The 16,334-nt window shown below is 63.8% G+C and carries 17 protein-coding genes; 10 read left to right on the forward strand and 7 right to left on the reverse strand.

Annotated elements, in window-relative coordinates; genetic code table 11:
- The first annotated feature begins 141 nt into the window (after positions 1–141).
- Entirely contained in the window at positions 142–1,164 is a 1,023-nt protein-coding gene (locus tag AC07OJ_RS05225) for an alpha/beta hydrolase (RefSeq protein WP_495094129.1), read from the forward strand.
- Positions 1,164–2,348 (forward strand): MFS transporter, encoded by a 1,185-nt coding sequence (locus tag AC07OJ_RS05230; RefSeq protein ID WP_495094130.1) that lies wholly within the window; start codon positions 1,164–1,166, stop codon positions 2,346–2,348. The genes AC07OJ_RS05225 and AC07OJ_RS05230 overlap by 1 nt, the downstream gene beginning before the upstream one ends.
- On the opposite strand, the gene AC07OJ_RS05235 is transcribed toward AC07OJ_RS05230, so the two are convergent.
- On the reverse strand, positions 2,341–3,162 hold the full coding sequence (locus tag AC07OJ_RS05235; RefSeq protein WP_495094131.1) for an AraC family transcriptional regulator: 822 nt from the start codon (positions 3,160–3,162) through the stop codon (positions 2,341–2,343). The two genes, AC07OJ_RS05230 and AC07OJ_RS05235, sit on opposite strands and share 8 nt — an antisense overlap.
- Before the next feature lie 97 nt (positions 3,163–3,259).
- Between AC07OJ_RS05235 and AC07OJ_RS05240 the strand changes: the two genes are divergently transcribed.
- Both AC07OJ_RS05240 and AC07OJ_RS05245 read left to right on the forward strand, forming a co-directional pair.
- Positions 3,260–4,471 (forward strand): MFS transporter, encoded by a 1,212-nt coding sequence (locus AC07OJ_RS05240; protein ID WP_065908015.1) that lies wholly within the window; start codon positions 3,260–3,262, stop codon positions 4,469–4,471.
- Between the two features lie 109 nt (positions 4,472–4,580).
- The gene (locus AC07OJ_RS05245) at positions 4,581–5,744 is read left to right on the forward strand and encodes a GGDEF domain-containing protein (protein ID WP_495094132.1); all 1,164 of its coding nucleotides are present in this window, start codon (positions 4,581–4,583) and stop codon (positions 5,742–5,744) included.
- Between the two features lie 51 nt (positions 5,745–5,795).
- Here AC07OJ_RS05245 and iolG read toward each other — a convergent pair whose 3' ends face one another.
- Together iolG and AC07OJ_RS05255 are read right to left on the reverse strand one after the other, a co-directional pair.
- Complete coding sequence (iolG, locus tag AC07OJ_RS05250) at positions 5,796–6,800, reverse strand: inositol 2-dehydrogenase (RefSeq protein ID WP_495094133.1); 1,005 nt, start codon at positions 6,798–6,800, stop codon at positions 5,796–5,798.
- A 33-nt stretch (positions 6,801–6,833) separates the two neighbouring features.
- Entirely contained in the window at positions 6,834–7,859 is a 1,026-nt protein-coding gene (locus AC07OJ_RS05255) for a LacI family DNA-binding transcriptional regulator (RefSeq protein WP_495094134.1), read from the reverse strand.
- Positions 7,860–7,983: 124 nt separating this feature from the next.
- On the opposite strand from AC07OJ_RS05255, the gene AC07OJ_RS05260 reads away from it, so the two are divergent.
- Genes AC07OJ_RS05260 through AC07OJ_RS05270 form a run of 3 tightly spaced genes read left to right on the forward strand, consistent with a single transcriptional unit; the run spans position 7,984 to position 10,921 of the window.
- Positions 7,984–8,829: an SDR family oxidoreductase gene (locus AC07OJ_RS05260; RefSeq protein ID WP_120448784.1), complete on the forward strand. Its 846-nt coding sequence runs from the start codon at positions 7,984–7,986 to the stop codon at positions 8,827–8,829.
- The gene (locus AC07OJ_RS05265) at positions 8,829–9,962 is read left to right on the forward strand and encodes a phytanoyl-CoA dioxygenase family protein (protein ID WP_065908004.1); all 1,134 of its coding nucleotides are present in this window, start codon (positions 8,829–8,831) and stop codon (positions 9,960–9,962) included. The genes AC07OJ_RS05260 and AC07OJ_RS05265 overlap by 1 nt, the downstream gene beginning before the upstream one ends.
- Before the next feature lie 35 nt (positions 9,963–9,997).
- Positions 9,998–10,921, forward strand: coding sequence for a sugar ABC transporter substrate-binding protein (locus AC07OJ_RS05270; protein ID WP_495006380.1), 924 nt, complete (start codon positions 9,998–10,000; stop codon positions 10,919–10,921).
- Between the two features lie 163 nt (positions 10,922–11,084).
- On the opposite strand, the gene AC07OJ_RS05275 is transcribed toward AC07OJ_RS05270, so the two are convergent.
- Positions 11,085–11,405: a DUF2834 domain-containing protein gene (locus tag AC07OJ_RS05275; protein ID WP_495094135.1), complete on the reverse strand. Its 321-nt coding sequence runs from the start codon at positions 11,403–11,405 to the stop codon at positions 11,085–11,087.
- 84 nt (positions 11,406–11,489) lie between these two features.
- Here AC07OJ_RS05275 and AC07OJ_RS05280 point away from each other — a divergent pair, with 84 nt between their 5' ends.
- Together AC07OJ_RS05280 and AC07OJ_RS05285 are read left to right on the forward strand one after the other, a co-directional pair.
- Positions 11,490–12,278: a helix-turn-helix domain-containing protein gene (locus tag AC07OJ_RS05280; protein ID WP_262135732.1), complete on the forward strand. Its 789-nt coding sequence runs from the start codon at positions 11,490–11,492 to the stop codon at positions 12,276–12,278.
- Positions 12,279–12,332: 54 nt separating this feature from the next.
- Positions 12,333–14,042 carry an amidase gene (locus AC07OJ_RS05285; RefSeq protein ID WP_262135787.1) on the forward strand — a complete coding sequence of 570 codons (1,710 nt, stop codon included), beginning with the start codon at positions 12,333–12,335 and terminating at the stop codon, positions 14,040–14,042.
- 111 nt (positions 14,043–14,153) lie between these two features.
- Here AC07OJ_RS05285 and AC07OJ_RS05290 read toward each other — a convergent pair whose 3' ends face one another.
- Genes AC07OJ_RS05290 through AC07OJ_RS05300 form a run of 3 tightly spaced genes read right to left on the reverse strand, consistent with a single transcriptional unit; the run spans position 14,154 to position 15,578 of the window.
- Entirely contained in the window at positions 14,154–14,888 is a 735-nt protein-coding gene (locus AC07OJ_RS05290) for a CPBP family intramembrane glutamic endopeptidase (protein WP_495094271.1), read from the reverse strand.
- A gap of 4 nt (positions 14,889–14,892) precedes the next feature.
- Complete coding sequence (locus AC07OJ_RS05295) at positions 14,893–15,363, reverse strand: RidA family protein (RefSeq protein ID WP_495094136.1); 471 nt, start codon at positions 15,361–15,363, stop codon at positions 14,893–14,895.
- Positions 15,360–15,578, reverse strand: a complete 219-nt coding sequence (locus AC07OJ_RS05300) for a DUF6434 domain-containing protein (protein ID WP_065907993.1) — start codon at positions 15,576–15,578, stop codon at positions 15,360–15,362. Before AC07OJ_RS05300 ends, AC07OJ_RS05295 begins: the two co-directional genes overlap by 4 nt.
- Before the next feature lie 250 nt (positions 15,579–15,828).
- Between AC07OJ_RS05300 and AC07OJ_RS05305 the strand changes: the two genes are divergently transcribed.
- Positions 15,829–16,260, forward strand: coding sequence for a nuclear transport factor 2 family protein (locus AC07OJ_RS05305; protein ID WP_065907991.1), 432 nt, complete (start codon positions 15,829–15,831; stop codon positions 16,258–16,260).
- The last annotated feature ends 74 nt before the right edge of the window (positions 16,261–16,334 follow it).

Genomic DNA, 16,334 nt, shown 5'->3' on the forward strand with positions numbered 1-16,334 from the left:
AACTGTACCGCGGCCGCCCGCAGGTGTCCCTGGCAAACGGCGAAACTCAGAGGATCAGGCAAGCAATCCACTGGAACGCACTACAGCTCGCGTGGCAGTGCCGGGAAAATGCGCAGACTCATTTTTCTCAAGGAACCGCTCATGAACAGCCTCTTGCTCGCCCTGGGTTTGCTGGTGACTTCTCTTTCTGCGCTGGGAGCCGATATGTCCAACGGTGCTGACAACTTCTATACGAGCGACAAGGTGACCGTCGAAAAAGTCACCTTCAACAACCAATATGGCATGGCCGTCGCAGGCAACCTGTTCGTGCCCAGACATCTCGCCCCCGACGCCAAGCTTGCCGCGATTGTCGTCGGCCACCCGATGGGCGCGGTCAAGGAACAGAGCGCCAACCTCTACGCCACCAAGATGGCCGAGCAGGGTTTCGTCAGCCTGTCACTGGACCTGTCGTACTGGGGTGCCAGCGCGGGCCAACCGCGCAACGCGGTACTGCCCGACCTCTACAGCGAAGACTTCAGCGCTGCCGTGGACTTTCTCGGCACCCGGCCCAACGTCGACCGCGAGCGCATAGGCGTGATCGGTATCTGCGGCAGCGGCAGTTTCGCCATCAGTGCGGCGAAGATCGACCCACGCCTCAAGGCCATCGCCACGGTCAGCCTGTACGACATGGGCGCGGCCAACCGTAACGGCCTCAAGCACGGCGTGACCCTCGCGCAACGTCGCCAGGTGCTGCTGCAGGCTGCCAACCAGCGCTACGTGGAGTTCCAGGGTGGCGAGACCGTGTACACCGGCGGCACCCCACACACCCTGACCGGTGATCCTGTGGGTGATGAGTTCTACGACTTCTACCGCACCCCGCGCGGCGAATTCACCCCGGCCGGGGCTTCGGCGCGCACTACCACGCGACCGACGCTGACCAGCAATGTGAAGTTCATGAATTTCTACCCGCTCAACGACATCGAGACGCTCTCCCCTCGCCCGCTGCTGTTGATCACCGGCGCCGAAGCGCACTCCCGCGAGTTCAGCGAGGACGCCTACCAGCGCGCCGCCGAGCCCAAGAAACTGGTGATCATCCCCAACGCAGGCCATGTCGACCTCTACGACCGGGTCGACCTGATCCCTTTCGCCACGCTCACGGAATTTTTCAAAGGCAACCTGAAGTAATGGCCAATACCTCTAAAACTCACTGGGGCGCGGTGTTCGCCATGGCGCTGGCCGCCTTCGCCCTGGTCGCGTCCGAGTTCCTGCCGGTCAGCCTGCTGACCCCGTTGGCGGCCGACCTGCACATTACAGAGGGCCAGGCCGGCCAAGGGATCTCGGTGTCCGGGCTGTTTGCCTTGCTCACCAGCCTGGTGATCGCCAGCGTGGCGGCGCGGGTCGAGCGCAAGCGCCTGCTGCTGGCATTGACGCTGCTGATGATTCTCTCCGGCAGCGTGGTCGCCCTCGCGCCGAACTACCTGACGTTCATGCTCGGTCGCGCGCTGATCGGCGTGGCCATCGGCGGCTTCTGGTCCCTGTCGGCCGCCACCGCCATGCGCCTGGTGCCCACGGCCCAGGTCCCGCGCGCGCTGGCGCTGGTGAATGGCGGCAATGCGTTGGCCATGGTGATTGCGGCGCCGCTGGGCAGCTTTCTTGGCGGACTGATCGGCTGGCGGGGCGCGTTTTTCTGCGTCGTGCCGGTGGCCGCGGTCGCGGCAGTGTGGCTGCTCGTGAGCCTGCCGACGATCAAGGCCGACGGCACGGCGAAAACCGGCAATGTGTTGCGGCTGATGAAACACACACCCGTGGCCTTGGGCATGCTCGCCGTCAGTGTGTTTTTCATGGGCCAGTTCATGCTGTTCACCTACCTGCGGCCATTTCTGGAAAGCGTCACCCAGGTCAGTGTGTCCACGCTGTCGCTGATGCTGCTGGTCCTCGGCCTGGCCGGGCTGGCCGGTACGTTGCTGATCGAACGTGTGCTCAAGAACAACCTGTTCGTGCCGCTGATTGCCATCCCGCTATTGATGGCAGGAATCGCCGTGCTGCTCGTCGCCCTCGGCCGTTCACCGATCATCACCACGGTCTTGCTGGGCGGTTGGGGCCTGGTGGCCACCGCCGCGCCGGTGGGCTGGTGGACCTGGCTGGCGCGCACGCTGCCCGAAGATGCCGAGGCTGGCGGCGGGTTGATGGTCGCGATCATCCAGTTGGCAATTGCGGCTGGGGCTACGGTCGGTGGCGTGACATTCGATCGCAGCGGCTACCCGGCGACGTTCGAACTGAGCGCCGCGTTGCTGGTGATTGCCGCCGTGCTTGCCGGCCTGGCCTCCCACCCGGCCTTGAGGTCTGTCGAAGCGCGCCGCGCTACCTGAAAAAATGACTCGGCGTCTTGCCGAACTGTTTCTTGAACATGCTGGTAAAGGCGCTCGGGCTGTCGTAACCCAGTTCCAGGGCCACGTCGATGATCTTCTCTCCCACCGCAATACGCTCCAGCGCCAGCAGCAGCCGTGCCTGCTGGCGCCACTGGCCGAAAGTCATGCCGGTTTCCTTGCGGAACAGGCGCTGGATGGTTTTCTGGTCCAGGGCCAGGCGCTCGCTCCAGTCGGCCACGGTGGAGGCATCACCCGGATCCTCCTGCCACGCCTCGCAGATCTGATTGATGCGCGCGTCGGCGGGCTGCGGCAACGACAGCGGCAACGCTGGCAGCAGCGCCAGTTCGTCGAGGATCAGGTGCATGATCCGCGCATCCCGCGAATCCTCGGCGTACGGCGGCTTGAGGCTGACCGAGGCCTTGATCAGTTCGCTCAGCAGCGGCGAAATGCTGACTGCCTTGGTCTCGGTCGGCAGGTTGGGAAAACTGTCGGGGCGCACAAACACGCTGCGCATTTTCAGCGCACCCACGCAACGCAGTGAATGCACCTGCCCGCTGGGCATCCAGAAACCGCGATTGGGCGGCACCGTCCACTGGTTATGCGCCGAATGCACCACCATCACGCCTTCGGTGGCGTACAACAGCTGGTGCTTTTCGTGGCGATGGTCGGGGATCACCCAGTTCTCCGGGTAGTCGGTGGCCGAGCTGATCACGGCCCAGTCGCCCGCATCGATCTCCTGCAGAAAAACATCGAGTGATTTAATCATTTCGCCCTTTTTGCGATGGTTGCCTCCCGAATTACGCGAGACAGGCATTTTCGGCGACTCTAGCATAACCATCGAAACAATTTGAAATGGACAGCCTGCTCAAGTACGGGCTGTCCCTGATCGCTGCCTTGTATGGAATGCCTGCATGTCGACCTTGACCGCATCACCTGCTGCCACCTCGAGTCCGCCTCAAGTAAGCCCGTTAGTCATGCGTATCCTCGGCGCCTGCGCCCTGGCGCATCTGATCAACGACCTGATCCAGGCCGTGCTGCCCTCGATCTACCCGATGCTCAAGGCCAATTACGGGCTGAGCTTCACCCAGGTCGGCCTGATCACCCTGACATTCCAGCTGACCGCCTCGCTGCTGCAACCGTGGATCGGCTACCACACCGACCGTCATCCCAAGCCGTGGTTGCTGCCGGCTGGCATGGTGTGCACGCTGATCGGCATCCTGATGCTGGCGTTTGTCGGCAGCTTCCCGGCGATTCTGCTGGCGGCAGGCCTGGTGGGCGTCGGCTCGTCGACCTTCCACCCGGAAACCTCGCGCGTCGCGCGCCTGGCTTCCGGTGGGCGCTACGGCCTGGCGCAATCGACCTTCCAGGTCGGCGGCAATACCGGCAGTGCCCTCGGCCCGTTGCTCGCGGCGGCGATCATCATTCCCTACGGCCAGGGCCATATCGCCTGGTTCGGCCTGTTTGCGGTGTTCGCGATCCTGGTGCTCTATGGCTTGAGCCGCTGGTACCGCAACCACCTCAACCTGTTCAAGCTCAAGCAAGGCAGCAAAGCCACCCACGGCCTGTCGAAACGCCGGGTGACGTTTGCCCTGGTGGTACTGGCGGTGCTGGTGTTTTCCAAGTACTTCTACATGTCCAGCCTGACGAGCTATTTCACCTTCTACCTGATCGAGAAATTCAACCTGTCGGTGGCCAATTCGCAGCTGTACCTGTTCCTGTTCCTCGGTGCAGTGGCGGCGGGCACGTTTTTTGGCGGCCCGATTGGCGACAAGATCGGCCGCAAGAAAGTCATCTGGTTCTCGATCCTCGGCGCCGCGCCCTTCACTCTCGCCCTGCCCTACGTCGATCTGTTCTGGACCGCCGTGCTCAGCGTGGTGATCGGCTTTATCCTGGCCTCGGCCTTTTCGGCCATCGTGGTGTTCGCCCAGGAACTGGTGCCAGGCAACGTCGGCATGATCGCCGGGGTGTTCTTCGGCCTGATGTTCGGCTTCAGCGGGATCGGCGCGGCCTTGCTCGGCCTGCTCGCCGATAACCATGGCATCGAGTATGTCTACAAGCTGTGCTCGTTCCTGCCGCTGGTGGGCATCCTGACCATCCTGTTGCCGTCAACCAAAGGCGTCTAGACCGCCGGTCATCGGATGGCTGTGTGCCATCACCCTAAGTGTTCTGAAAAACCTGCGTGTGCGCTTACAATCCCGGTTTAAACGCACACCCAGGCAGACCCGGCACGAAATGACGCTCGACCCTCCCACGATTTTGGCACTCACCGTTGCCCTGGCAACCGCTGCCGCCCTGTACCTGGCCGTTGAATGGCGCAGCGTACGCGAACCTTCGCTGCTGTTCTGGAGCGCCGGTTTCGCCACCATTACCCTCGGTTCAACCCTGGCCCTGCTGCGCAGCAGCGGTTTCCTGATGATCGGCATCTGGTTCGCCAATGGCCTGCTGGTGGCTGCGCACCTGTTGTTTTTACTCGGCGTGGCGCGGTTCACCCAGGTGCGCCTCTCGCGCCTGTGGTGGTTGCTGCTGGTGGTCTGGCTCGGGATGCTGATGCTGCCGGCTGACCTGCCCTGGTCCAAGGCCATGCTCGGCGTGCAATCGCTGCTGGTGGCGCTGCCGACGCTGCGCGCGAGCTTCCTGCTGCGTCCGCACGGTAAATCGCTGAGCATCGGCGCGGTGCAGCTGCGGTACGTGCTGCTGATCCATGGCCTGTTCTATCTGGCCAAGGCGCTGTCGGTGCTGATCCCCGGCACGTTGATCGACCTTGCCGCGTTCAAGGGCGAAATTATCCAGGTGTCGCTGGTGGAAGGCGCCATGGCGATCATGCTGATCGCACTGTCGATGACCGGCTCGGAACGCTACCGGCGCGAACAACAGATCGCCCGCCTCGCCGCCCGCGACCCGCTGACCGCCCTGTACAACCGCCGCGCCCTCGACTTGCGCGCGCCACGCCTGCTGGCCCAGGTATCACCTGCGCAACCGGGTGCGCTGCTGCTGATCGACATCGATAACTTCAAAGGGGTCAACGACCTTTACGGCCACACGGCCGGCGACCGCCTGCTGATCTCCCTGAGCGAGATGATCCGCAGTGTGGTGCCCCGTGGCGCATTGGCCGCACGCCTGGGCGGTGACGAATTTGTGATCCTGCTCACCCCGGCGTCGAGCGAGCAGATCATCGAACTGGGCAGCAGCCTGCGCGACCAGTTTTATCAACTGGCCGCGCAGACCGTGCCTACCCCGCAGCCGGTGACCCTGAGCATCGGCGCCAACCTGTTCGACCAACCGCCGGCGAGCCTCACCGCATTGATCGAGCAAGGCGACACCACGTTATATGAATCCAAGCGTGGCGGGCGCGATAGCATCCGGTTGGTGGACCGCCGGACGATGCAGGCGCCTTAGTGACGCTGCAATCGGCCCGGTGTTGACGCGTCAGCGCCGGCAAGCCAGCGCCTACAGGTCGTAGTTAACGGCCACGCTGCCCCCGGTCTGCACCGAAGCCAATGCGCAATCGGCCAGGTGCAGGGCGTACAAGCCGTCACGCATGCTGGTGGGCAGTGCGTGGCCGTGGTTCAGCGCCTCGATGAACTGCGTCAGCTCATTGCGATAAGCATCGGCGTAGCGCTCCAGGAAGAAGTGCTGCAGCGGTTCCAGCGCCTCGGTGTGTTCGGCGCTCCAGTGGCGCACGGTGCTGGGACGATGGTTATCGGTGAGCAACACGCCGTTGGCGCCGGAAACTTCGACCCGCTGGTCGTACCCGTACACCGCCTGGCGGCAGCAGTTGATATGGCATTGCTTGCCCGAGGCGGTGCGCAGCAGGACCATCACGCTGTCGTAGTCGTCGATCGCTTCCAGGCTCGGGTCCACCAGGCGGCTGGCGATGGCGCTGACTTGCACCGGCTCTTCGCCGAGCAAGTGGCGGGCGGTGTCGAAATCGTGGATGGTCATGTCGCGCAGGATGCCGCCCGAGTGTTCGAGGTAATCGCGGGGCGCGAGGCCGGGGTCGCGGCTGGTGATGATGACCTGGCGCACTGCGCCGATCTGACCGGCGTCGAGGGCCTGGCGCAGGCGCAGCATGTCAGGGTCGAAGCGCCGGTTGAAGCCGAGCATCACCTTGCCGCCCTGGCGCTCCACCGCTTGGGCGGCGCTGCGGGCCTTGGCGATATCGAGGTCGATGGGCTTCTCGCAGAGCACCGCCTTGCCTTCGGCGACCGCCGCCAGCAGCAAATCGACATGGGTGTCGGTGGGCGTGCCGATCACCACGGCGTCGATGTCCTTGCGCGTCAGCGCGGCGGCGCAATCGTAGGCCGCCTCGCAGCCCAGTTGCGCGCTGAGCGCATCGACGCCTTCGCGCCAGGGATCAGCCACCAGCACCAGCGTGGCATTGGGGTGGGCGGCGACGTTGGCGGCGTGGATCTTGGCGATGCGCCCGGCACCCAGAACGGCGATACGTAGCATGGTCGAACTCCTGATGTTGTTATTGAGGGAGATTCAGTCCGGCAGGTTGAACGGCGTGACGATCTGTACCTGTGACGGCGCAATCGGGCCGGCCTTCCATAACCGGTGGTAGTGCAGGATGTGCAGGAACACGTGGCGGGCATCGATCTGCAGGTTGTGATCGATGATCGCGGCGATTTTTTCGTCGAGCAGCAACTGGCGATTTTCCTGGTCGAGGTCGTGGCCGATAAACACCTCCAGCGGGCGTTCAAGCGCGGCGAAGGCATCGACAATCGCGCGGTTGCCGCCGCCGACGCTGTACACCGCCTTGAGGTCGGGATGCTGTTGCAGCGCCTCGGTGACCCGCTCGAACGTGCGTGCATACACGCCGTAGCCACCGCTGATATCGAGCACGCGCAAGTGCGGGGCACGCCCGCGCAGCCAGGCACGAAAGCCCATCTCGCGTTCTTCTTCGCCGCGAAACAGCTCGCTGCCGATCACCACCGCGACGTCCTGGGGCTGCGTCGGCAACCAGCGCGACATCAGGTAGGCGGCAGTCTGGCCGGCGGTGCGGTTGTCCATGCCGACGTAGCCGATGCGCTCGCTTTGCGGCAGGTCCGTGACCAGGGTTACCACCGGAATCCCTGCCGCGATCAGTTGCTTGACCGCCTGGTTCACCGCCGGCTCATCGGCCGCCTTGAGCACCACGCCCTGGCTGCCGGTGTCGAGGCACCGCAGCAGTTGGTCGTGCATGGCCTGCGGCTCGATTTCTTCGAACAGGTGAAAACGCGGGGCAATCCGAAACGGCGCCAGGCTCGCCAACTGCGCGGTGATTGCTGCCTGCACCGCCGCGCTGAAGCGTTGCGGGGTGTGCATGATCACGTCGACATGAAACGTGCGCCCCACCGCCAGTCCGTTTTTCTCCTGGGCCTCCAATTCCTCCAGCGCCTGCTCGATCCGCCGCCGGGTCTGCGCGTGCACGCTGCCGCGCTGGTGCAGCACGCGGTCGACCGTGGCTTTGCTCACCCCGGCCTGGGTAGCGAGTTGCTTGATGGAGAAATGTTTTGCGCGTTCGAGCATGGGTTTCGCCTGAGGTGTTTTTGAGGTCTTTTTTGGGCGTTACTGAGGTTTTGCAATGCTAGTCTCAGTTTTGCCCGGCGTCGAGCCGGACGATCCACAACAACAAGAATCCAGGAGAAACTGCATGCCCTCTACCGATCTCGCCACCTCGTTTTCAGGCCAATACTTTGTCGTCACCGGCAGCACCCAGGGCCTCGGCGCGGCAGTCGCCCACACCCTGGCGCGCCGTGGCGCCGCCGGGCTGATCATCTGCGGGCGCCGCCGCGCCCAGGGCGAAGAGCAGGTGCGACTGCTGGCACAACTCGATTGCCCGGCGTTTTTTGTCGAGGCCGACCTTGAGAAAGTCGAGGATTGTCGCGCGATCATCGAGGCGGCACGCACCCACTTCGGCACCTTGCACGGGCTGGTGAACTGCGCGGGCATGTCGGATCGCGGCACCATTCTCGACACCTCGCCGCAGCTGTTTGATCGGTTGATGGCGGTGAACGTGCGCGCCCCGTTCTTCCTGATGCAGGACGCATTGAAACTGATGATCAGCAACGGTGTGGAAGGCGCCGTGGTGAATATCCAAAGCGTGACCGGGCATGGCGGGCAGTCGTTCCTCAGTGCTTACGCGGCGTCCAAGGGCGCGCTGGCGATTCTGACCAAGAACGTCGCGTTCAGCGCGCTGCGCAACCGCATCCGCGTCAATGGCCTGAATATCGGCTGGATGGACACGCCCCACGAGGATGAAATCCAGCGCCACTACCACGGTGCCGAGGATGGCTGGCTGGCCAAGGCCGAAAGCGCGCAGCCGTTCGGGCGCCTGCTCAAGCCCGAGGAGGTCGCGCAAAGCGTGGCGTTTTTGCTGTCACGCGAGTCGGGGATGATGACCGGCTCGATCATCGACCTGGAACAAGGCGTGGTCGGTTGCACCGACGGCGGCAGCCCGCAACCGCACCAGGCGCTGAGCCTGCCAGGAGGTGCGTGATGTCCGCATTTGTGACCGAAGAGGCCGTGCGCCTGGCTGACTTCAGCCGCGTCTGCGCGCAGAAGGCGCATGCCGAGGACTATCCGCTGGCCGCTGAAGTGGTCAGCAACGTGCCGATCTACCAGGCGCAGACCTTGCGCAACAGCGACCGCCTTGCGGTCATGAACGAACTGCATCGCCTGTTTCGCGACGGGCCGGGAGTGATGGTGGTGCGCCGCGCCTATGAAGACCTGGAGGTGGTGGATCGGCACAGCCAGGTGTTCGACGCGATCTTCGCGCATGAGGCCGCGCAAGGTGTGGCCGCCGACCACTTTGCCAAGGCCGGCAGCAACGGGCGCATCTGGAACGCGTTGCAAAAGGCCGCGTTGCAGTCGCCGGAATCGTTTGTCGAGTACTACGCCAACCCGTTGCTGGGGCTGATCGCCGAGGCGTGGCTGGGCCCGAGTTACCAGGTCACGGCGCAGGTGAACGTGGTGCATCCCGGCGGCCAGGCGCAACAGCCGCATCGCGATTATCACTTGGGTTTCCAGACCGTCGAGGTGGTGGAGCGCTTCCCCCTGCCCTTGCACCTGCTGTCGCAGTACCTGACGTTGCAGGGCGCGGTGGCTCACTCGGACATGCCACTGGAAACCGGCCCGACCCAGCTGCTACCGTTTTCCCAGCAATACGCCCTGGGCTACCTGGCCTGGCGCCGCGCAGAGTTTATCGACTACTTCCAGCACCATGCGGTGCAACTGCCACTGAACAAGGGCGACCTGCTGTTCTTCAATCCGGCGCTGTTCCATGCCGCCGGCACCAATCGCACCGCCGACTGCCAGCGCATGGCCAATCTGCTGCAAATCTCCTCGGCATTCGGCAAGCCCATGGAAGCCCTCGACCGGGACCGCATGATGCTGGCGGTGTACCCGGCGTTGCTGGCCAATACCGGCCTGGACGCGCAGGCGGTTGCTGCGGTGGTGGCCTGCACCGCCGACGGCTATGCCTTCCCGACCAACCTCGACACCGACCCACCCTTGCACGGCCTGGCCCCGCAAACCGGACAGGCACTGATGCTGCAAGCCCTCGACGAACGCTGGACACCTGCAGACTTCGCGGCGGCCGTCGTGCAGCTGCGGGCCAAGCGACAGGCGTGATGCTTTAACAACAACAAAAACAACGGAGCAATATCATGAAGAAACACCTCCTTGCGGCACTTTTCACCCTCGCCATCAGCCCCTGGGCACTCGCCGATATTCGTATCGGCGTAAGCATCGCCCAGGTCGACGACGTATTTCTCGCGCAGATGCGTGACTACATGGCCGCCCATGCCAAGGAGCTGCCGGGCGTGAGCCTGCAATTCGAAGACGCCCAGGGCGATGTGGTCCGCCAGCTCAACCAGGTACAGAATTTCAGCGCCCAGGGCATGGACGCGATTATCGTCAACGCCGTCGACACCGCCGCCACGCAGAAAATGACCCTGAATGCGCAGCAGGCCAAGATCCCGCTGGTGTACGTCAACCGCCGTCCCGAGTTCAAGGAGGTGCCACCGGGGGTGGGCTATGTCGGCTCGGATGAGATCAAGGCGGGCGAGATCCAGATGCGCTACCTGGCCGAGAAAATGGGCGGCAAGGGCAACCTCGCGATCATGCTCGGGCTGCTGTCCAACAACGCCACGCACAACCGCACGCAGGGCGTGAAAAACGTGCTCAAGGACTACCCCGGCATCAAGATTGTCGAGGAGCAAAGCGCGGAGTGGCAGCGTAGCAAGGCGATTGACCTGATGAACAACTGGATCGTGTCCGGACGCAAGATCGACGCAGTGGCGGCGAATGCCGATGAGATGGCGATTGGCGCGGCCATGGCCATCAGCCAGGCGGGCATGCAACCGGGCAAGGACATCCTGGTCGCCGGCAGCGATGGCGGCGCGGCCGGGCTGGATGCCGTGAAGAAAGGCCAGTTGCTGGTGACGGCGTATCAGGACAACAAGGGGCAGGCCGTGGGCGCAATTGACCTGGCAGTGAAGATGGTCAAGCAAGAGCCCTACGTGGCTGAGCTGACCATCCCTTATCAGCAGATCACCAAGGACAACTACCAGGCCTTCCTCAACCCTTGACCCTCCTCTACCTCCGTGGCAAGCGGGCTCGCCCCGCGTTGGGCCGCGCAGCAGCCCCAAAAAAAACCTGACACCTCGGTCTGTCTGAAGAAACGGGGTGGCGATGACTGGGGCTGCTGCGCAGCCCAACGCGGGGCAAGCCCGCTCGCCACAGGGAATTGCGTCAGACCGGGGGCTGTGTGCGTCGCGAACACTGGTTGACGACGATATAGAGCAGCGGCCCCACCGACACGAACACCGCCGTCAGCAAAAAATACGGCAACACCGACGCCAGCGACCGCCCTCGCCCGCGAGCATCGCGGTACATCCACACGCAGGCGAGTACTGCCATCAGGTACAGGTCAATCACCACCTGCGCGGTGTCCGGGCGCGAGATCAATTCCAATCCAAACGCCATGAGCGACTGCTCGGCCATGAGCATCGTAGCCAGGGTATACAGCGAAAACCCGAGCAAGGCGGCCAGGGCGATAGAGGGTCTGAGCATGGTTTCTTCCTTGTAGTGATCGAGCCGTCACCCTAGTGATAAGGTGGGCGCCCTCGCAATGACCTCGGAGGTCATGAACACGCCATGGACACGCCTGTTACCGCCGGCGCCTACCTGCGCCAACTGCGTCGGCACGCCAAGCTGAGCCAGCTCGACCTGGCGCTGATCACCGGTGTTTCCCAGCGCCACCTCAGCTGCCTCGAAACCGGCCGCGCCAAGCCGAGCCCCGGCACCCTGCATAACCTGCTGACCGCGCTGGAAGTGCCGCTGGACGAATGCAACCGCGTATTCCTCGCCGCCGGCTTCGCGCCGCGCTACACCGCCACGCCACTCGCGGCGCCCGGCATGGCGGCGATTCGCGAGGCGGTCAGCCATGTGCTGCACGCCAACAACCCGGCCCCGGCGATCCTGCTGGGCAGCGAATGGCAAGTGCTGGCCGCCAACGCCAGCACCGCGGTGCTGTTCGAGCTGGTGGGCATCCCGCCGCAGGCCAGCGACGGCTTGAACCTGCTGGCCACCTTGCTGGAACCGTGCGGCCTCGGCGATCACCTGATCAATGCCGACGAAATCCGCACCCTGGCCTGGCAGCGCGCCAGCCGGGAGGCGCTGGGTAATCCGACGCTGGCGGCGTTGCTGGCCTCTCTGCCGGCGCCGGCCAGCACCGAGCGGTCCGAGGCGCTGCCGCCGTTGGTGCTCACCCGCGTGCGCTCGACCCGTGGCGAACTGAACTTCCTGTCGACCTTCACCACCTTCGGCATGCCCCAGGACATCACCCTCGCCTCGCTGCGCATCGAACATCTGATTCCTGCTGACGACGCCACCTGGCAGGTGATGCGCGGCGCCCATGCGGATTATGCGGCGCTGGTTTTGTGAAATATCTGTACGTAGACTGCCGCCATACCCCCACTTGAAGGCGGCGAAAAAAATCTGATGCAAGTTACCGAAGTCTCCATTGCCCAATTGCGCGCGGCGCTTGAAACCGGCCAGACCACGGCCGTTGAACTGGTCCAGGCGTACCTGGCGCGGATCGATGCCTATGACGGTGCGCAGACCGCTACCGCACTCAATGCCGTGGTGGTGCGCAACCCTCAGGCCCTGAAGGAGGCCGAGGCGTCCGATGCGCGCCGGGCCAAGGGCGAAACCTTGGGGCCATTGGACGGTATTCCCTACACCGCCAAGGACAGTTACCTGGTCAAGGGGCTGACGGCTGCGTCGGGCAGCCCGGCCTTTGCCAAGCTGGTCGCCCAGCGTGACGCCTTCACCATCGAGCGCCTGCGCGCCGGTGGCGCCATTTGCCTGGGCAAGACCAATATGCCGCCGATGGCCAATGGCGGCATGCAACGCGGTGTGTATGGCCGCGCAGAAAGCCCGTACAACGCCGACTACCTGACCGCGCCATTCGCCTCCGGCTCGTCCAACGGTGCCGGCACCGCGACCGCCGCGAGCTTCGCGGCTTTCGGCCTGGCGGAAGAAACCTGGTCGAGCGGGCGTGGCCCGGCGTCCAACAATGGCCTGTGCGCCTACACACCGTCGCGGGGGGTGATTTCGGTGCGCGGCAACTGGCCGCTGACGCCCACCATGGACGTGGTCGTGCCCTACGCGCGCACCATGGCCGACCTGCTGGAAGTGCTTGACGTGGTGGTGGCCGACGATCCGGACACGCGCGGCGACCTGTGGCGCCTGCAGCCCTGGGTGCCGATTCCGAGCGCCACTTCGGTGCGCCCGGCGTCTTACGCGCAACTGGCGGTGACGGCCGAATCCCTCGTGGGTAAACGCTTCGGCGTGCCGCGCATGTACATCAACGCCGACCCGGACGCCGGCACCAGCGAAAAACCCGGCATCGGCGGGCCGACCGGGCAAAAGATCAATACCCGCGCCAGCGTGATCGACCTGTGGCAGGCCGCGCGCCAGGCCCTCGAAGCGGCTGGCGCGGAAGTCATCGAGGTGGATTTCCCGCTGGTGTCCAACTGCGAAGGCGACCGCCCCGGCGCGCCGACCGTGTTTACCCGTGGCCTGGTGTCCAAGGAATTCCTGCACGATGAACTGTGGGAGCTTTCCGCGTGGGCCTTCGATGATTTCCTGCGCGCCAACAACGACCCGGCGCTGAACCGCCTGGCGGATGTCGACGGCCCGCAGATCTTCCCGCACGACCCCGGCACCCTGCCCAACCGTGAAGATGACCTGGCCGCCGGCATGGACGAATACGTGCGCATGGCCGAGCGTGGCATCACCCCCTGGAACGAGATCAGCACCGTCCCCGATGGCCTGCGCGGTCTTGAGCAAACCCGCCGGATCGACCTGGAAGACTGGATGGACACGCTGGGGCTCGACGCGGTGCTGTTCCCCACCGTGGCCGATGTCGGCCCGGCGGACGCCGACGTCAACGAAGCCAGCGCCGATATCGCCTGGAGCAACGGCGTGTGGGTGGCCAACGGCAACCTTGCGATTCGCCACCTCGGCGTGCCCACCGTCACCGTGCCGATGGGCGTGATGGCGGATATCGGCATGCCGGTCGGGCTGACGTTCGCCGGGCGCGCGTACGATGACTCGGCGTTGCTGCGCTTTGCAGCGGCCTATGAAGCGACGGGCAGCAAACGCCAGATTCCACCGCGCACCCCGCCATTGCCCTGCGCGTAAGCCGGTGGGAACGGAAAACGCTGGCTCGCTTGCAATGCCGGCCCGTACCCCACTGACTCGCCAGCAATACCGGTCCTGTAGGAGCCGGCGAGCCAGCTCCTACAGGCGGTGTTACACCATCGGCACGGCAATCAGCAGGATCGCCGTGCCGTGGGTCGACGTTGCGGCCAGCACGCCGTAACGCATGCGCACGAGCGCACAGGCCAGCCCCTCGATCAGGGTAAACAGCAACACCGGCCAGCCCAACTGGGTGACGCTCAAGGCCAGAAAGGCATGGCAGGCGGCAAACGCCACGCCGCTGAGCAAGGCTGCGCGCAGCGGCGTGACCTGTTGTTCCAGGTAGCCCTGCAAGAACCCGCGAAACAACACTTCCTCAAGCGCATTGGCGCCATACGCCAGCACCAGCATGCCCGGCAGCCACGCCCAATAGCCTGGGATCGCCTGCACCTCAATCCCTTGATAGAGCCGCAACGGCACCCCGATCAGGCAGCCGACACCCAGCCCGACCACAAGCCCGATTGCACGCGGCCCCTTGACCCACACCACCCACCGCCATAGCTCGGGGGCGACATAGGCCAGCCCCCCGATCAGCACCAGCGACAGCCCACCCAAGGCCGCCAGCACCAACGCATTGTCGGTGAAGGCGATGCTTACCGCATCGCTCAATGCCCACAGGCCCAAGGGTGTCATGGCATCGCGCATCAGCACAAATGCCGCCAGCAGGATCAGGATGCGCATCGCCGCAAGCGACCTGGGCGTCAGCGCGAACCACAGGCCAAACAGCAACAGTCCCGGCGCCAGGTAGGCACCGTAATTGACCAGAACCGCGATGCCCTGGGTGATCATCGGTTCAGTCGTGGGCAACGGCGATCATGTCGATCTCCACCGCTGCCGACTTCGGCAACTGCATCACACCGACCGACGTGCGCGTATGCACCCCGGCGCTGCCCAGAATCTCGTGCAGCAAGTCGGAGGCGCCATTGGCGACTTCACTCTGCTGATCAAAGTCCTCGGCGCTGCGCACATACACGGTAATGCGAGGGATGGCCTTGACCCGGTCCAGCGAACCCAAGGCTTGCTTGAGCAGCCCCAGGCAACGCAAGGCGCTGATGCCGGCGGCGGTTTGCGCCTGGGCCAGGGTGATGCTGTCGCCAACCTTGCCCGGCAGCACGATGGTGTCGCCTACACGTGGAATCTGGCCACTGATGTACAAGTGATTGCCGTCACGGACCAGCGGCGTGTAGTTGCCGCCCACCTTGAATTCGTCCAACTGATAGCCGAGGCGTTGCTGGGCTGCCTGGTATTTCTCATCGGGGGTCATGCGCGTGCTTCCTCGTGGCGACGTCGCCATTCATCCACGACATCGCCCAGGGTCTTGGGCACGTCGTTGCGAATCCAGGCCATAAAAGGCCGATCGAACTTGAACCCCGGACCACAGTGTTCAAGCATGAAACGGCGAACGTTCTGGGTGTTTTTATAGTGGCGGGTGACGGGTGTGGCACGCGTGATGGGATCGCTGTGCCAATCAAAATCCATGTTGTCGTCTCCGGGCAATCAGGGTGTCCGGGCGTAGCATAGCGATGTGCTACCTGCACAGGAAGAGTCGGTAAGGATTAGCCTTGTGTTGAGACGTCGTATAAGTCGCCCAGGTTTTTTAAAGCGTCTTCAAGACTAATCTTTTCAAGATATTTCAAAATTTCACTTTCCTTCAGCGCAGGAAATATTGCATGGTTGTACGACGACTTAACCGGTCGTGCCAGCCCCCAACAACAATAAGGAAACACCCATGCAAAACGTCAAAGTGCTGATCGGTTTTCTGTGCCTGTTCAGCGGTTATGTCGCCGCCGCGCCGGCTGCCGCCGAAAAGGATGTGGCCCAAGCGGTCGACCAACTGACCCAGGCCATGCTGCACCTGGACCTCAAGCAACTGCACGCGCTGACCGCCGATAAACTCACCTACGGCCACTCCAGCGGCAAGGTGCAGAACAAGGACCAATTCATCGCCGACCTGGAAACCCACACCAGCGCGTTCAAGACCCTGGAAATGCAAAACCAGACCATCACCCTCAACGGCGACACCGCGCTGGTGCGCAACCACTTCCACGCGCTGGCGGTGAACAGCGGCGTCGAAGTACCGACCGATATCGACAACTTCCAGGTCTGGCAGAAACAAAAAGGCAAGTGGCTGCTGATCGGGCGCCAGGCTTACAAATATTGATCGCCCGTGACTGAGGAACACTCTGCGCGAAGGTGAGGATCGGGTTAGCATCAGCACTCCGAAACTCACCGAGC

It is taken from the genome of Pseudomonas sp. GW821-FHT09C08 (genome assembly GCF_059418125.1).